The 15,670-nt window shown below is 69.6% G+C and carries 17 protein-coding genes; 2 read left to right on the forward strand and 15 right to left on the reverse strand.

Annotated features, from left to right (window positions below):
* Window positions 1-26: 26 nt before the first annotated feature.
* From AC0KS4_RS13870 to AC0KS4_RS13895, 6 genes are all read right to left on the reverse strand, one after another.
* Entirely contained in the window at window positions 27-1,595 is a 1,569-nt protein-coding gene (locus AC0KS4_RS13870) for a prolipoprotein diacylglyceryl transferase (protein WP_238956160.1), read from the reverse strand.
* Window positions 1,592-2,407, reverse strand: coding sequence for a tryptophan synthase subunit alpha (trpA, locus tag AC0KS4_RS13875; protein WP_225327470.1), 816 nt, complete (start codon window positions 2,405-2,407; stop codon window positions 1,592-1,594). The genes AC0KS4_RS13870 and trpA overlap by 4 nt, the downstream gene beginning before the upstream one ends.
* Window positions 2,404-3,666 (reverse strand): tryptophan synthase subunit beta, encoded by a 1,263-nt coding sequence (gene trpB / locus AC0KS4_RS13880; RefSeq protein WP_238956161.1) that lies wholly within the window; start codon window positions 3,664-3,666, stop codon window positions 2,404-2,406. The genes trpA and trpB overlap by 4 nt, the downstream gene beginning before the upstream one ends.
* A 70-nt stretch (window positions 3,667-3,736) precedes the next feature.
* Window positions 3,737-4,555 (reverse strand): indole-3-glycerol phosphate synthase TrpC, encoded by an 819-nt coding sequence (trpC, locus tag AC0KS4_RS13885; protein WP_225327468.1) that lies wholly within the window; start codon window positions 4,553-4,555, stop codon window positions 3,737-3,739.
* A 113-nt stretch (window positions 4,556-4,668) separates the two neighbouring features.
* The gene (locus tag AC0KS4_RS13890; RefSeq protein WP_238956162.1) at window positions 4,669-5,355 is read right to left on the reverse strand and encodes a TIGR02234 family membrane protein; all 687 of its coding nucleotides are present in this window, start codon (window positions 5,353-5,355) and stop codon (window positions 4,669-4,671) included.
* Window positions 5,348-6,886: an anthranilate synthase component I gene (locus AC0KS4_RS13895; RefSeq protein WP_238956163.1), complete on the reverse strand. Its 1,539-nt coding sequence runs from the start codon at window positions 6,884-6,886 to the stop codon at window positions 5,348-5,350. The genes AC0KS4_RS13890 and AC0KS4_RS13895 overlap by 8 nt, the downstream gene beginning before the upstream one ends.
* Window positions 6,887-6,980: 94 nt before the next feature.
* Between AC0KS4_RS13895 and AC0KS4_RS13900 the strand changes: the two genes are divergently transcribed.
* A complete protein-coding gene (locus AC0KS4_RS13900) occupies window positions 6,981-7,439 on the forward strand; it encodes a peroxiredoxin (protein ID WP_238956164.1) in 459 nt (152 codons plus the stop codon).
* Window positions 7,440-7,446: 7 nt separating this feature from the next.
* Here AC0KS4_RS13900 and AC0KS4_RS13905 read toward each other — a convergent pair whose 3' ends face one another.
* The 9 genes from AC0KS4_RS13905 to hisD all read right to left on the reverse strand — a co-directional run bounded on the left by AC0KS4_RS13905 (window position 7,447) and on the right by hisD (window position 15,125).
* Complete coding sequence (locus AC0KS4_RS13905) at window positions 7,447-8,553, reverse strand: calcium:cation antiporter (RefSeq protein WP_225327464.1); 1,107 nt, start codon at window positions 8,551-8,553, stop codon at window positions 7,447-7,449.
* 81 nt (window positions 8,554-8,634) lie between these two features.
* Entirely contained in the window at window positions 8,635-8,982 is a 348-nt protein-coding gene (gene hisI / locus AC0KS4_RS13910; protein ID WP_238956165.1) for a phosphoribosyl-AMP cyclohydrolase, read from the reverse strand.
* A complete protein-coding gene (gene hisF, locus AC0KS4_RS13915) occupies window positions 8,979-9,767 on the reverse strand; it encodes an imidazole glycerol phosphate synthase subunit HisF (RefSeq protein WP_225327462.1) in 789 nt (262 codons plus the stop codon). Before hisF ends, hisI begins: the two co-directional genes overlap by 4 nt.
* A 1-nt stretch (window position 9,768) precedes the next feature.
* Complete coding sequence (locus AC0KS4_RS13920; protein ID WP_225327461.1) at window positions 9,769-10,569, reverse strand: inositol monophosphatase family protein; 801 nt, start codon at window positions 10,567-10,569, stop codon at window positions 9,769-9,771.
* 7 nt (window positions 10,570-10,576) lie between these two features.
* Window positions 10,577-11,320 carry a bifunctional 1-(5-phosphoribosyl)-5-((5-phosphoribosylamino)methylideneamino)imidazole-4-carboxamide isomerase/phosphoribosylanthranilate isomerase PriA gene (priA, locus tag AC0KS4_RS13925; RefSeq protein ID WP_238956166.1) on the reverse strand — a complete coding sequence of 248 codons (744 nt, stop codon included), beginning with the start codon at window positions 11,318-11,320 and terminating at the stop codon, window positions 10,577-10,579.
* Between the two features lie 82 nt (window positions 11,321-11,402).
* Window positions 11,403-12,023, reverse strand: a complete 621-nt coding sequence (gene hisH, locus AC0KS4_RS13930; protein WP_238956167.1) for an imidazole glycerol phosphate synthase subunit HisH — start codon at window positions 12,021-12,023, stop codon at window positions 11,403-11,405.
* Window positions 12,020-12,652, reverse strand: coding sequence for an imidazoleglycerol-phosphate dehydratase HisB (hisB, locus tag AC0KS4_RS13935; protein WP_225327458.1), 633 nt, complete (start codon window positions 12,650-12,652; stop codon window positions 12,020-12,022). The genes hisH and hisB overlap by 4 nt, the downstream gene beginning before the upstream one ends.
* A complete protein-coding gene (locus tag AC0KS4_RS13940) occupies window positions 12,649-13,782 on the reverse strand; it encodes a histidinol-phosphate transaminase (protein WP_225327457.1) in 1,134 nt (377 codons plus the stop codon). Before AC0KS4_RS13940 ends, hisB begins: the two co-directional genes overlap by 4 nt.
* The gene (hisD, locus tag AC0KS4_RS13945; protein ID WP_238956168.1) at window positions 13,779-15,125 is read right to left on the reverse strand and encodes a histidinol dehydrogenase; all 1,347 of its coding nucleotides are present in this window, start codon (window positions 15,123-15,125) and stop codon (window positions 13,779-13,781) included. The genes AC0KS4_RS13940 and hisD overlap by 4 nt, the downstream gene beginning before the upstream one ends.
* Window positions 15,126-15,222: 97 nt before the next feature.
* Between hisD and AC0KS4_RS13950 the strand changes: the two genes are divergently transcribed.
* Window positions 15,223-15,636, forward strand: a complete 414-nt coding sequence (locus AC0KS4_RS13950; protein WP_238956169.1) for a nitroreductase family deazaflavin-dependent oxidoreductase — start codon at window positions 15,223-15,225, stop codon at window positions 15,634-15,636.
* The last annotated feature ends 34 nt before the right edge of the window (window positions 15,637-15,670 follow it).

The following is a 15,670-nucleotide window of genomic DNA, read 5'->3' on the forward strand; positions in this document are numbered from 1 at the left end:
CCGGCGCGCCGGTAGTGAGCGGGTAGTCAGCGGCCCGACAGTCGGTTCCGCAGTCGCGAGCCCCATCGCCGCCGGGCTTCTGGTTGATCCGAAACCTTTTCGGCGACGGGCTCTTCCGTAGCGGGTTCTGCGCTTTGGGCTTCCGGTTCTTCGGATTCGGAATCCTCTGCGTCGGCTTCGGCTTCCGGTTCTTCGGCTTCCGCCTCGTCAGCTTCCGCCTCGTCGGCCTCTTCGGCTTCCGGTTCCTCGGCTTCCGCGTCGGCTTCCGCCTCGTCGGCCTCTTCGGCTTGCGGCTCTTCGACTTCCGGTTCCTCGGCTTCCGCGTCGGCTTCCGGCTCGTCGAACTCGAGCTCTTCGGCCTCGGATTCCTCCGCCTCGGCCTCGTCGGCTACCGCCTCGGCCTCCGATTCATCCGCGTGCTCTTCGGCTTGCGGCTCTTCGACTTCCGGTTCCTCGGCTTCCGCCTCGTCGGATTCCGCCTCGTCGAGCTCGAGCTCTTCGGCCTCTGATTCCTCCGCCTCGGCCTCGTCGGCTACCGCCTCGGCCTCCGGCTCGTCGGATTCCGCCTCGTCGCCGCCCGTGTCGGCGACTTCCGCGGTCCCCACCACAGATTCGGTCGGCACGTCGTCGTCGGCAGCACCCGCGGCACCAGCCGCACCCCCCGCGGCCGCCGTCGCCGCCACGGTCGCCGGCTCCAGTTCCGGCTCGGCGTATTCCTCGTCAACGTATTGGTTTCCGCGCAGGCTCTCGGGATCTTCGCGGCCCCTGGGCGCCGCCATCAGGTACACCACCGCCCCGATGAACACGAAAGTCGATGTGAACGAATTGATCCGGATGCCGGCGATGTGGGTGGCGGTGTCGTCGCGCAGCAGCTCCACACAGAAGCGTCCCACGCAATAACCGGCCACATACAGCGCGAACAACCGGCCGTGGCCCAGCGTGAATCGTCGATCCGCATAGAGCAGAACGACGAAAATCAGTAGGTTCCAGAGCAATTCGTAGAGGAACGTCGGCTGCACGACCAGTGCCACCTGGCCCGTGGAGATCCCGTCCAGCGAATGCGGGTCGATATAACCCGAGGGGTCCCGGCGATAGAAGATCTCCAGCCCCCACGGCAGTGTGGTCTCGCGGCCGTAGAGTTCCTGGTTGAAGTAGTTACCGAGCCGACCGATGGCCTGCGCCAGGATGATTCCCGGCGCGATCGCGTCGGCGAAGGCCGGCAGCGGAATGCCGTGCCGGCGGCACCCGATCCAAGCGCCCACGGCGCCGAGCGCCACCGCGCCCCAGATGCCCAAGCCGCCGTCCCAGATCCGTACGGCCGCGCCGAGTCCGGCTCCGCCCGGGCCCCAATAGGTGCGCCAGTCGGTGGCCAGATGGTAGAGCCGACCACCGATCAGCCCGAACGGCACCGTCCACAGCGCGATGTCGTAGATCACGCCGCGCTCGCCGCCGCGCGCCTCCCAGCGCCGGTCGCCGATCAGCAGGGCGGCCACAATGCCGGCGATGATGAACAGCGCGTAGGCCCGAATGGGCAGCGGCCCAACGTGCCAGACGCCCTGCGCGGGACTCGGAAAATAGGCGAGCAACGTCGTCACGACGCGACCGCCCTGTGGCGTACACCGGCGGCGAGTTCCTCAGTGAGTGCGCGCAATGCGGTCAAACCCCCGTCTCCGAGCGCCGACACCAGCGCGGAACCGACAATGACACCGTCGGCGTAGCCGCCGATCTGCGCGGCTTGCTCTCGCGACCGCACTCCCAGCCCGACACCGACCGGGATGTCCGATATCTCCTTGACTCTGCCCACCAACTCGGGCGCGGCATTGGATACCACGTCGCGCGCTCCCGTCACACCCATCGTCGATGCCGCGTAGACGAATCCGCGGGACGCCTCGACCGTCATCGCCAAGCGCTGCGGCGTCGAGGAGGGCGCCACCAGAAATATCCGGTCCAGTCGATGCTCCTCGGACGCCGCCAGCCACTGCCCGGCTTCGTCGGGAATCAAATCCGGGGTGATCAGGCCGTAACCGCCGGCCGATGCCAGGTCACGGGCGAAGGCGTCAATTCCGTAGCGCAACACGGGGTTCCAGTAGGTCATCACGACGGCGTGGCCACCGGCGGCGCTGATCGCCTCGACCGCCGCCAGGGTGTCGCGCACGCGCACTCCCCCGTGCAGCGCGGCCTCGGTGGCCTTGGCGATGGTCGGGCCGTCCATTCCGGGATCCGAATAGGGCACCCCGACTTCGACGATGTCGCAACCCGATTCGACCAGGGCGATCATTCCGTCCACCGAGGTCCGCACATCCGGGTAGCCGGTGGGCAGATAGCCGATCAACGCCGCGCGGCCGCCTTCGCGGCACGCCTCGAAGACCGGCCCGAGCCGGCTCGCTTCGCTCTGCTTGACGGTCATCGGTCGCTGGATCCCAACAGCCCGAACCACTGCGCGGCCGTCTCGACGTCCTTGTCCCCGCGCCCCGACAGGTTCACCACGATGATCGCGGCCGTCCCCAATTCGGGCGCCACCTTCAGGGCCCCGGCCACCGCGTGGGCGGATTCGATGGCGGGGATGATCCCTTCGGTGCGGCACAGGGCGCGGAATGCCTCCATCGCCTCGGAATCGGTGATGGGCCGGTACTCGGCGCGTCCACTCTCACGCAGCCACGCATGTTCTGGGCCCACTCCCGGGTAATCGAGACCCGCTGAGATGGAATGGGATTCGATGGTCTGACCGTCCTCGTCCTGCAGCAGGTAGGAGAATGACCCCTGAAACGCCCCGGGGGAACCGCCGCTGAAGGTTGCGGCGTGCCTTCCGGTTTCGACACCGTCGCCGGCCGCCTCGAATCCGATCAGCCGCACGCCGGGATCGTCGATGAACGGGTGGAAGATGCCGATCGCGTTCGATCCGCCACCGATGCAGGCCACCACCGCGTCGGGCAGCCGGCCCGCCTGCGCCTGAATCTGGGCGCGCGCCTCGAGGCCGATAATGCGCTGGAAATCGCGGACCATGGCGGGAAAGGGATGGGGTCCGGCCGCGGTGCCGAAGCAGTAGAAGGTGTTGTCGGCATTGGTAACCCAATCCCGGAACGCCTCATTGATGGCGTCTTTGAGCGTCCTCGAACCGCTCTGGACCGAGACGACCGTGGCTCCCAGCAGTCGCATCCGTGCCACGTTGAGCGCCTGGCGCTCGGTGTCCACGGCGCCCATGTAGATCACGCATTCCAGGCCGAGCAGGGCGCAGGCGGTGGCGGTCGCCACGCCGTGCTGCCCGGCCCCGGTCTCGGCGATCACCCGCTTCTTGCCCATGCGCTGAGCGAGCAGCGCCTGACCGAGCACGTTGTTGATCTTGTGAGAACCGGTGTGGTTCAGGTCTTCTCGCTTGAGGAAGATGCGGGCGCCGGCCTGCTCGGACAGGCGAGGCGCCTCATACAGCGGCGACGGCCGCCCGGCGTAGTGCGCCTGCAGGTAATCCAGCGTGTCCAGGAAGTCCTGGTTGACGCGTTCCTTCTCGTAGGCCGCGGTGACCTCTTCGATGACGGCCATCAACGCCTCGGCGACGTAGCGGCCGCCGTACACGCCGAAATGGCCACCCGCATCGGGTTCGTGACGGGTGGGTTCGGCGATGGCTGCGCTCGGAAGCGGAAGGTCCGGGCGGGACAGGTCCACCATCACCAAGGCTCTACGCGGGGATGGCTCATGGGGTTCAACGTTACAGCGCAGGGGCTCTTCAGTGACGCAGCGACTAGCGAGACGGTTTCGGACAGGACGGATGGGTGCCCGCGGTCACCAGGTCGGCGACCGCGGCGCGTGGGTCACCGCTTTTGACCAGACCTTCGCCGACCAACACGGCGTCGGCGCCCGCGCCGGCATACGCCAGCAGGTCTCCGGTGCCGCGCACACCGGATTCGGCGATCCTGATCACGTTGCTGGGCAGCCCGGGAGCGATGCGCGCGAAGCAATCCCGGTCCACCGCCAGCGTGGCCAGATCGCGGGCGTTGACGCCGATTACGTTGGCCCCGGCCTTGAGCGCCCGGTCGGCTTCCTCTTCGGTGTGCACCTCGACGAGCGCCGTCATGCCCAGCGATTCGGTGCGGTCCAGCATCGACACCAGTGCGGACTGCTCCAGCGCGGCGACGATGAGCAACAACATGTCGGCGCCGTGCGCCCGCGCTTCGTGGATCTGATAGGGCTGCACGACAAAGTCTTTGCGCAAAATCGGTATCGAGACCGCCGCCCGAACCGCGTCGAGATCGTCGAGCGAACCGTGGAAGCGGCGCTCCTCGGTCAAGACGCTGATGATGCGCGCGCCGCCGTCTTCGTACGCCCTGGCCAGTTTGGCCGGATCGGCAATGGTCGCCAGGGATCCCGCCGACGGGCTGGCGCGCTTGACTTCTGCGATGACGCCGATTCCGGGCTCGCGCAGGGCGGCCATCACGTCTCGCGGCGGTGGCGCGGCCGCGGCGGCGGCTTTGATCTCGGACAGGCTGATGAGGGCTTCGCGCGCGGCAACGTCGGCCCGGACTCCTTCGAGGATGGAGTCAAGCACGGTTGCCGGACTCATGCCTGTCGTTTCCCTTCGCCCTGTCGCCCCGCTGTCATCGCACGGCCACTCGGTTGTCCCCAGCCGATCGCGACGACGTCAATGAAGGGTAGCGGCCCGCGGCTCGCGGCCCGTCACCGACCCTCGGTGTCAGACCCGCTCGGCCGATCGGTTGGGTCGCGCCCCTCGTCAAGCGCGTCCCAGATCATCCGCTCCGACATTTCCGGCGTCTGTCGCTCCTCCAGCATCGCCCCGTCGGCGTCTTTGCGTCGCGCAATCGAGCGGCGCGTCGCCGGCGTCGTGTACTTCGTCGAGCTGGAGCGGGCGGGCCCGGAGTCCGACGCCGATCGCATCAGCAGGACGGCCGCGATCAGGGCGCACGCCGCGGCGGCCACCGTGACCCCGGCGCCCCAGTACCGCCGCTCGCTTCCGACCAGGGACATCACCGAGACGTGCGCCAGCTCGGCGCCGCGCACCGCCACGTCGGGTAGCGCCCACAGGCTGATTCCCAGGTAGCCGACCGCCAGGCTGGCCAGCGCCAGCAGCCCGGCCAGCGCGCGCAGCAGCCAGCCGCGCACGGCGATGACCGCAACGGCCGCGGCCAGCATCAGCATCGCCAGCGGCAGCAGCGCCGTCGACCACGTCCCGCCGGACAGCGTCACCTCCTTGGGCGGCCCCAGCCCGTCGAACGACCGGATCACGACCCAGGGCAGGCGCGAGGCCACCCACAGCGCGCCCGCGGCCACCACGAGCGTCGCCTGGGAGATCCGGATCATCCACCGGCCGTCCAGCCGGCGCCGCTCGGCGCGGGCCTCAGTCATCGCGGCTCACACCCGGCTCGGCCAGCGTCTCGGCGGCGGCGATCGCGCTGAGCACCGCGCGCGCCTTGTTGGTCGCCTCGGTGTACTCGTAGGGGCCGTTGGAGTCCGCCACCACCCCGCCCCCGGACTGCACGTAGGCGGTGCCGGCGCGCATCAGGGCGGTGCGGATGGCGATCGCGAAGTCGGCGTTGCCGGCGAAGTCCAGGTAGCCGACCACGCCGCCGTACAGGCCGCGGCGCGTCTTTTCGACCTCTTCGATCAGCTCCATGGCCCGCACCTTCGGCGCGCCCGACAGTGTGCCGGCCGGGAAGCAGGCCGTCACCGCATCCAGGGCGGTCCGGCCCTCGCCGAGCAGGCCGGTCACCGTCGACACCAGGTGCATGACGTGGCTATAGCGTTCGATGTGGCTGTAGTCCTCGACGCGGACGGTGCCCGGCGCGCACACGCGGCCGAGGTCGTTGCGGCCCAGATCGACCAGCATCAAGTGCTCGGCGCGTTCCTTCTCGTCGGCCAACAGCTCCTTCTCCAGCAGCTGATCCTCCTCGTCGGTCTCCCCGCGCCAGCGGGTTCCGGCGATCGGATGGGTGGTCGCGACGCCGTCGGCGACGGTGACGAGCGCCTCCGGGCTGGACCCGACGATCGAAAAGTCCGTTCCCCCAGTGTCATTCGGCACATGCAGCAAATACATGTACGGGCTCGGGTTGGTCACCCGCAGCATCCGGTACACGTCGATCGGATCGACGTCGGTGTCCATTTCGAACCGCTGCGACGGCACCACCTGAAAGGCTTCACCCGCGGCGATCTGCTCGACGAGGTAGTCGACGATCTTCCCGTATTCCTCGACGCTGCGCTGCGCGCGGTAGCGCGGCTCCGGCCGGTCGAACGTGGCGACGGTCGACGACAGCGGCTGGCCCAGCGCCGCGGTCATCACGTCCAGCCGGGCGACCGCGTCGTCGTAGGCCTCGTCGACCCGCTCGTCGGTCCCGTTCCAGTTCACCGCGTTGGCGATCAGCGTGATGGTGCCCTCGTGGTGATCCACCGCCGCCACATCGGTGGCCAGCAGCAACAGCATGTCCGGCAGGCCCAGGTCATCGACCGCCAGCTCGGGCAGCCGCTCCAGGCGTCGCACCAGGTCGTAGGCGAAGAAACCCACCATGCCACCCGACAGCGGCGGCAGACCCGCGAGCGGCTCGGTAGCCAGCAGTTCCAGGGTGGCCCGCAGGGCCTGCAGCGGGTCGCCCCCGGTCGGCGCGTCCTGCGGCACCACGCCCAGCCAGATCGCCTCGCCGTCGCGCACGGTCAGCGCCGAGGGCGCGCCCGCCCCGATGAACGACCACCGCGACCAGGAACGGCCGTGCTCGGCGGACTCCAGCAGAAACGTGCCCGGGCGGTTGGCGGCGAGTTTGCGGTACGCCGACAGCGGCGTCTCGCTGTCGGCCAACACCTTGCGGGTCACCGGGACCACCCGGTGCTCGGCGGCGAGCTGGCGGAAGTCCTCTCGTGAGGTCGTCGCGGCGAGGTGGGCGTGCACCGCCCCATCCTCCCAGACGGGCTCGGCCGGCTCGCGAGCGTAACGTGGCTGCGCTTTTCGGCGCTGCAATTGGCAGCAGCGTTACGCTCGCGGAATGAAACCTGGTGAGACCGTCGCCGACTTCGAACTGCCCGACCAGACCGGCACGCCGCGCAGGCTCAGCGAACTGCTCGCGAGCGGGCCCGTCGTCCTGTTCTTCTACCCGGCGGCGATGACGCCCGGCTGCACCAAAGAAGCGTGCCACTTCCGCGACCTGGCCTCCGAATTCGCCGCGGTCGGGGCCAACCGGGTGGGCATCAGCGCCGACCCCGTGCAAAAACAGGCCAAGTTCGCCGACCTGCGGAAGTTCGACTACCCGCTGCTGTCGGACTCCGACGGCACCGTCGCCGCGCAGTTCGGCGTCAAGCGCGGCCTGCTGGGCAAGCTGATGCCCGTCAAGCGCACCACGTTCGTCATCGACACCGACCGCACGGTGCTCGAGGTGATCTCCAGCGAATTCAACATGGACACCCACGCGGACAAGGCACTCGCGACGCTGCGCGCCCGGGCCTAGCCGACCCTCACGGGCTGATCGCCAGGAAGACGTAGGCGGCCAGCAGCACCAGGTGCACCTCGCCCTGCAGCCGGGTGGCCCGCCCGGGCACGACGGTCAGCACGCTGATCACGACGGTCAGCGCGAGCAGCACCAGCTGGATGGGGCCGAGGCCGAGCACCAGCGGCCCCTTGAGCCAGATCGACGCCAGCGCGATCGTCGGGATGGTCAGCCCGATGCTGGCCATCGCCGAGCCGTAAGCCAGGTTCAGGCTGGTCTGGATGCGGCCCTTGCGCGCCGCCCGGGCCGCCGCGAGCGTCTCCGGCAGCAGCACCAGCGCCGCGATGATCACACCCACGAACGACTGCGGCAAGCCCGCCACCGTCACCGCGTGCTCGACGGCCGGCGACTCCTCCTCGGCCAGGCCCACCACCGCCACCAGCGCGCAGAGCAGCAGCGCCAGGCTGCTCAGCGCCTGCCGCCTGCTGGGTGGATCCGCGTGACTCTCGTCCTCGAATACGCGCTTTTGGCCCCTCTGCGCGATCGGCAGGAAGAAGTTGCGGTGCCGCACGGTCTGGGTGAACACGAACAGCAGGTACACCAAGAGCGTGGCGATCGCGGCGAAGGTGAGCTGGCTGGGGGTGAACTCCCTGGCCGGGTTGCTGGTGGTGAAGGCGGGCAGGACGAGGCTCAGCGTGGCCACCGTGGTGACCGTGGCCAGCGCGGCGCCGGCGCCTTCGGCGTTGAACAGCGTCACGCCGTAGCGCCGCGAGCCGAGCAGCAGCGACAAACCGGCGATCCCGTTGGTGGTGATCATCAGCGCGGCGAACGCGGTGTCCCTGGCCAGCGTGGCGGCCTCGTTGCCGCCGGACATCATCAGGGTGACGATGAGGGCCACCTCGATGATGGTGACGGCGGCCGCGAGCACCAGCGACCCGAACGGTTCGCCGACCCGGTGTGCGACGACCTCCGCGTGATGCACCGCGGCGACCACGGCGCCGACGAGAAACAGCGCGGCGACCCCGACCAGTACGGGTCCCAGCGTCTCGCCCCATATCAAGGCCAGCACGACGACGGCAAGCACCGGAACAACCACGTTCCAGGACAAGACGTCCCGGGACAACCATTTCGACATTGCCTGCCATTCTTGTCGAAGTCATGCGCCGGCGCCCGCCGAAAGTGACTGTGGACACATCGGCGGGTGCGCGTCAGTCGGTTAGCGCTCCGGTTGCAGCAGCGAGTCGGCGTCGAAGCAGCTGTGATCGCCGGTGTGGCAGGCGCCGCCGACCTGGTCGACCGTCAACAGCACGGTGTCCCCGTCACAGTCCAATCGCACCGAATGGACGTATTGGGTGTGGCCGGAGGTCGCGCCCTTCACCCACTGTTCGCGCCGCGACCGCGAATAGTACGTCGCCTCACGGGTTTCCAGGGTGCGGGCCAGGGCCGCGTCGTCCATCCAGGCGACCATCAGCACGTCGCCGCTGCCGCGCTCCTGCACGACGGCGGCGATCAGGCCGTCGGCGTTGCGCTTCAGGCGCGCGGCGATCTGCGGGTCGAGCGTCATCGGACGGTGATCCCCTCTTTGGCCATGGCGGCCTTCACCTGACCGATGGTCAGCTCCCGGAAGTGGAAAACGCTGGCCGCCAACACCGCATCGGCCCCGGCCGCGATCGCGGGCGCGAAGTGTTCGGCTGCCCCGGCGCCGCCGCTGGCGATGACGGGCACGGTCACCGCCGAGCGCACCGCCTGCAGCATCTCCAGGTCGAACCCCGCCTTGGTGCCGTCGGCGTCCATCGAGTTCAACAAAATCTCACCCACCCCCAGATCGGCTCCGCGAGAGGCCCATTCGACGGCGTCGAGCCCGGTGCCGCGCCGCCCGCCGTGGGTGGTGACCTCCCAGCCCGACGGGGTGGGTACCGCACCCGGTGGCACGGTGCGGGCGTCGACGGAGAGCACGATGCATTGGGATCCGAACTGCCGTGCCATCTCGCCCAGCAGTTCGGGCCGGGCGATCGCGGCGGTGTTGATCGAGACCTTGTCCGCCCCGGCACGCAGCAACACGTCGACGTCGGCCACGGTGCGCACCCCGCCGCCGACGGTCAGCGGGATGAAGACCTGCTCGGCCGTGCGCCGCACCACGTCCAGCATCGTGGACCTTCCCGACGACGACGCGGTCACGTCGAGAAAGGTGAGCTCGTCGGCGCCTTCGGCGTCATAGGCGGCCGCGAGTTCCACGGGATCGCCTGCGTCCCGGAGGTTTTCGAAATTGACCCCCTTGACCACCCGTCCGCCGTCGACGTCCAGGCACGGGATCACCCGGACCGCGAGGCCGCTGTGGTTCGCGTGCATGTCAGTAGTCCTCCGGTCGGCCGGTGCTGCGCAGCAGGTCGAGGATCTCGGCGTGCGCGGCGGGGCCTGCCGCCACCGCGGAATCCGACGCGGGACTCCACGGCTCGCCGGCCAAGTCGGTGACGACGCCGCCGGCGGCCCGCACCAACGCGACTCCGGCGGCGTGGTCCCACACGTGCCCACCGAAACTGATTGCCGCACCGAGGATTCCGTCGGCGACGTACGCGAGGTCGAGCCCGGTGGATCCGTGCATGCGCAACCGCGACGAGACCCGGCTCAGATTCTCCAGCACCGCGATCCGGTAGCGGCCCGGGAACCGGCCGCGGGCGTCCGCGCTGAACGATCCCGCGCCGACGAGGGCGTCGGCCAGGTCGATCGCCGTCAACGGCGGCTGCGGGGCCCCGTTCTTCCGCAGCGGTCCGCCCGACACCGCGGTGTAGCGCTGGTCCATGAACGGCAGCCAGGTCAGTCCGGCGACCGGGTCGCCGTGGTGCAGCAGGCCGAGCAGGATCCCGGCCATCGGCGATCCGGCCGCATAGTTGAAGGTGCCGTCGACGGGATCGAGCACCCACACCCAGGGTGAGTCGACCGCCGAACCGCCGAATTCCTCGCCGTGGACGCCGATTCCGGTGGCCTCGACCAGCGCGGCGACCACCTGACGCTCGATCGCGAGGTCCACGTCGGTGGCGAAGTCGTTGCCCTTCTTGCGCACCGCGGAGTCGGCGCGGTGACCGGCGAGGAAGGGTTCCGCAGCGTCGTCGAGGATTGCCGATGCCGTCTCGACCAACGCGTCCAAGTCCATGCCGTCGTTACTCTCCGACCGCGGCCAGCGCCTGCGGCAGCGTGAATCGCCCGGCGTAGAGGGCCTTGCCGACGATGGCGCCCTCGACGCCGCGCCCAGTCAGGGTGGCGATTGCGCGCAGGTCGTCCAGGCTGGACACCCCGCCCGAAGCGATCACCGGGACGTCGGTGCGGTCGGCGACGGCCGCCAGCAGCTCTAGGTTGGGCCCGCCCAGCGTCCCGTCCTTGGTGACGTCGGTGACCACGAATCGCGAACAGCCTTCGCGGTCAAGGCGTTCCAGCACCTCCCACAGGTCGCCGCCATCGGTTTCCCAGCCACGCCCCCGCAGCCGGTGTGTGGCGGCCGGATGGCTTTTGTCGATCTGGACGTCGAGGCCCACGGCGACCTTGTCGCCGTGCTCGCTGATCGCCCGGGCGCACCACTGCGGGTTTTCCAGCGCCGCCGTGCCCAGGTTCACCCGGGCGCAGCCGGTGGCCAGGGCCGCCGCCAGCGAGTCGTCGTCGCGGATCCCGCCGGACAGCTCCACCTGCACGTCAAGCTTGCCGACCACCTCCGCGAGCAGTTCGCGGTTGGAACCGCGCCCGAAGGCCGCGTCCAGATCGACCAGATGGATCCATTCGGCGCCGTCGCGTTGCCAGGCCAGCGCGGCGTCCAGCGCCGAGCCGTATTCGGTTTCACTGCCCGCCTTGCCCTGCACCAGGCGCACGGCACGGCCGTCGACCACGTCGACCGCGGGCAACAAGATCAACACGCTTTCTCCTTTGCACCGAGACTGCAATGAGCTACGGGTTCTCTCGGCGTTTGTGTCGTGGAATACAGTTTCGCGGAAGCGATCACAGTGCTTCCACCCAATTGCTCAACACGGCCGCGCCGGCGTCGCCGCTTTTCTCCGGGTGAAACTGGGTGGCCGACAACGGTCCTTCCTCGACCGCGGCCAGGAACGGCCCCTCGTGGGTGGCCCAGGTCAGCACCGCCTCGGGCGACCCCTCCCACTGCTGGGCGGCATAGGAGTGCACGAAGTAGAACCGGGTCTCGGCGTCGAGCCCCTTGAACAGGACGCTGCCGGGCCCGGAATCGACGACGTTCCAACCCATGTGCGGGATCACCGGCGCCTGCAGCCGCGTCACGTATCCCGGCCACTGCCCACATCCTTGGGTCTCCACGCTGAATTCAACGCCGCGGGCGAACAGGATCTGCATCCCGACGCACACGCCCAGCACCGGGCGCCCGGCGGCGACCCGATCGGCGATGATGCGGTCCCCGTTGATCGTGCGCAGCCCCGTCATGCAGGCCTCGTAGGCGCCGACGCCGGGCACCACCAGTCCGTCGGCGGCGGCCGCGGCGTCGGCGTCGGCGGTCACCTCGACCGACGCTCCGACCCGCTCGAGCGCGCGCTGAGCCGACCGCAGGTTGCCCGATCCGTAATCGAGGACAACGACCGATTTCTTTGTCACAGAACACCTTTGGTGGACGGCACGCCCGACACCCGCGGATCGGGCTCGACCGCCTGGCGCAACGCGCGGGCCACCGCCTTGTACTCCGCCTCGGTGATGTGGTGTGGGTCGCGCCCATACAGGACGCGCACGTGCAGCGCGATGCGCGCGTTGGCGGCCAGCGACTCGAACACGTGCCGGTTGATGACGGTGTGGTAGGGCACCGAGTTGCCGGCAATCGTGGTGTGCTGCAGGTGATCCGGCTCCCCGCTGTGCACACAGTAGGGCCGGCCGGACACGTCGACCGCCGCGTGGGCCAGCGTCTCGTCCATCGGGATGAAGGCGTCCCCGAACCGGCGGATGCCCCGCTTGTCACCCAGGGCCTGGCCGAGCGCCTGGCCCAGGGCGATGGCGGTGTCCTCGATGGTGTGATGACCCTCGATCTCGACGTCGCCCCTGGTGCGCACGGTCAGGTCGAAGCTGGCGTGACTGCCCAGCGCCGTGAGCATGTGGTCGTAGAACGGCACCCCGGTGTCGACGTCGACCTGGCCGGTGCCGTCGAGGTCGAGTTCGATGACGATGTCGGACTCCTTGGTGCGGCGCTCGATGCGCGCACGGCGGGCGGCTTGTCCGGTGTGGACGGTGGTCATGGCGCTCCTACGTTGACGGGGGCCAGTTCGGTGGCGGCGATCTGAGCGCTGGCCCGCAGGAAGGCGTCGTTCTCCTCGGCCAGGCCGGTGGTGGCGCGCAGGTAGCCGGGGATGCCGACGTCGCGGATCAGGACGCCGGCATCCAGATAGCGCTGCCAGGTGGCCGGCGCGTCGGCGAACTCCCCGAACAACACGAAGTTGGCGTCGCTGGGAATCACACGAAAACCCAGGCGGGTCAGCTCCGCCCCGACGCGCTCCCGTTCGGCGATCAGCGCCGCGACGCTGCCCAGCGTGTCGTCCGCGTGCCGCAGCGCGGCCCGCGCGGCGGCTTGCGTGACCGACGACAGGTGATACGGCAGCCGCACCAGCAGCATCGCGTCGATCACCGCCGGCGTGGCAACCAGGTAGCCGAGCCGGCCTCCCGCGAAGGCGAACGCCTTGCTCATGGTGCGCGAGACGATGAGCTTGGTCGGATACTCCCCCACCAACGCCACCGCGCTGGGCTCCGACGAGAATTCGCCGTAGGCCTCGTCGACGATCAGGATGCCCGGCACCACGTCGAGCAGCCGCCGCAGATCCGGCAGCGAAACACTCTGCCCGGACGGGTTGTTCGGGCTGGCGACGAACACCACGTCGGGCCGGCGCTCGGTGATGGCGGCCACCGCGGCCTCGACGTCGAGGCCGAAGTCGTCGGCCCGGGCGGCCTGCAACCATTCGGTGCGGGTGCCGTCGGCGATGATCGGGTGCATCGAGTAGGAGGGAACGAACCCGATCGCCGTGCGCCCCGGGCCGCCGAACGCCTGCAGCAGTTGCTGCAGAATCTCGTTGGAACCGTTTGCCGCCCAGAGGTTTTCGACGCCGAGCTGAACCCCGGTCTGGGCGCTCAGGTACGCGGCCAGGTCGGTCCGCAGGGCGACCGCGTCGCGGTCGGGATAGCGGTGCAGGTCGGCGGCGGCGTCGGCGACCGAGCGCACCACGTCGTCCACCAGCGCCCTGCTGGGCGGGTGCGGGTTCTCGTTGGTGTTCAACCGCACCGGGACCGCCAATTGCGGTGCGCCATAAGGCGATTTACCGCGCAGGTCGTCGCGCAGCGGCAGGTCGTCCAGCGTGGGTTGCTGCGGCCCGGTCATCGCTCGAACCTCCGCCGTACCGCCTCGCCGTGCGCCGGCAGGTCCTCGGCCTCGGCGAGTGTGATCACGTGCCCGGACACGTCTTTGAGCGCGGCCTCGGTGTAGTCCACAACGTGGATGCCGCGCAGGAAGGTCTGCACGGACAGTCCGCTGGAATGCCGGGCGCAGCCCGCGGTCGGCAGAACGTGATTGGATCCCGCACAGTAGTCGCCGAGGCTCACCGGCGAGTACGGGCCGACGAAAATGGCTCCGGCCGAACGTATTTGACCGGCCACGCCGGCCGCGTCGGCGGTCTGGATCTCCAGGTGTTCGGCGGCGTAGGCGTTGACGACCTTGACGCCGGCGTCCACATCGTCGACCAGGATGATCGCCGATTGGCGCCCACCCAGCGCGGCGGACACCCGCTCGCGGTGCACGGTCGTCCGCAACTGGGCGGCCAGTTCCTTGTCGGTGGCGGCGGCCAGGTCTTCGCTGGGGGTCACCAGCACGCTGCCGGCCATTTCGTCGTGTTCGGCCTGACTGATCATGTCGGCGGCCACATGCGCGGGGTCGGCGGTGTGGTCGGCCAGAATCGCGATCTCCGTCGGCCCGGCCTCGGCGTCGATGCCGACCCGCGAACGGCACAGCCGCTTGGCGGCGGTGACGTAGATGTTGCCGGGCCCGGTAATCATGTCGACGGGGGCCAGCTCCGCACCATCGAGATCGGTGCCGCCGTAGGCCAGCAGCGCCACTGCCTGGGCACCGCCGACGGCCCACACCTCGTCGACCCCCAGCAACCGGGCCGCGGCGAGGATCGTCGGGTGTGGCAGTCCGTCGAACTGGGCCTGCGGCGGGCTGGCCACCACCAGCGAGGCGACGCCGGCGGCCTGCGCCGGCACCACGTTCATCACCACGCTGGACGGGTACACGGCGTTGCCGCCGGGCACGTACAGGCCGACCCGCTCGACCGGTACCCACCGTTCGGTCACGGTCGCGCCGGGGCCGAGTGTCGTCGTGACGTCGGTGCGGCGCTGGTCAGCGTGCACCGCGCGGGTGCGTTCGATCATCACGCGCAGGGCTTCGGCGACCGCCGCGTCCAGTTCGGCGAGGGCCTTGTCGAGCGCCGCCGCGGGCACCCGGACGGCCGGGGGCCGCACCCCGTCGAAGGAGGCCCCGAAATCCAGGGCGGCCTCGGCGCCCCGCTCCGCGACGGCCTGCACGATCGGGCGCACGGTGGGCAGCACCGCCTCCACGTCGGCGCCGCCACGCGGCAGCGCCGACCGCAATCGGGCGGCCGTCAATTCCGCGCCCCGCAGGTCGATACGGGCCATCGGCGACGGCTGGGTGGTGCTCACGGTGTCCATTGTCCCAGAGGAACTCAAATCAATATCCGACCGGTAGTGTGCCGCTACAGAGGCCATACCCCGCGCTGAAAAGATAGAGCCGACCCAGGGAGCCCCCATGTCCGCCAAGGATCACCCCAACCACGCCCCCGGCGTCCCGATGGTCTTCCCACCCTGGTTCGAGCGCTCTCAGATCAAGTACTTCAACCCGGCGGTCAGGCCGATCGTGCGCTACCTGCCCGGGACCGCGACGATCAAGCATCGTGGTCGCACCTCCGGCACGCCCTACGAGACCATCGTGACCACCTACCGCAAGGGCAACACCCTGGCGATCGCGCTGGGCCATGGCAAGACGAACTGGGTGAAGAACGTGCTGGCCGCCGGCGAGGCGGACGTGCAGTTGAGCCGCAACCGCACGCTGCACCTCATCAACCCGCGGATCCTGCCCACCGGCTCCGACGGCGCCGGGCTGCCCGCGTTGGCGCGCCTGCAGCTGCGCGTGATCGGCGTTTTCGTCGCCGACATCGCCTGAGATCGGGGCACGCCGACTTTGAGTGTGCGCCAGT

Source organism: Mycobacterium sp. NTMscope_MAC_12, from assembly GCF_976985675.1.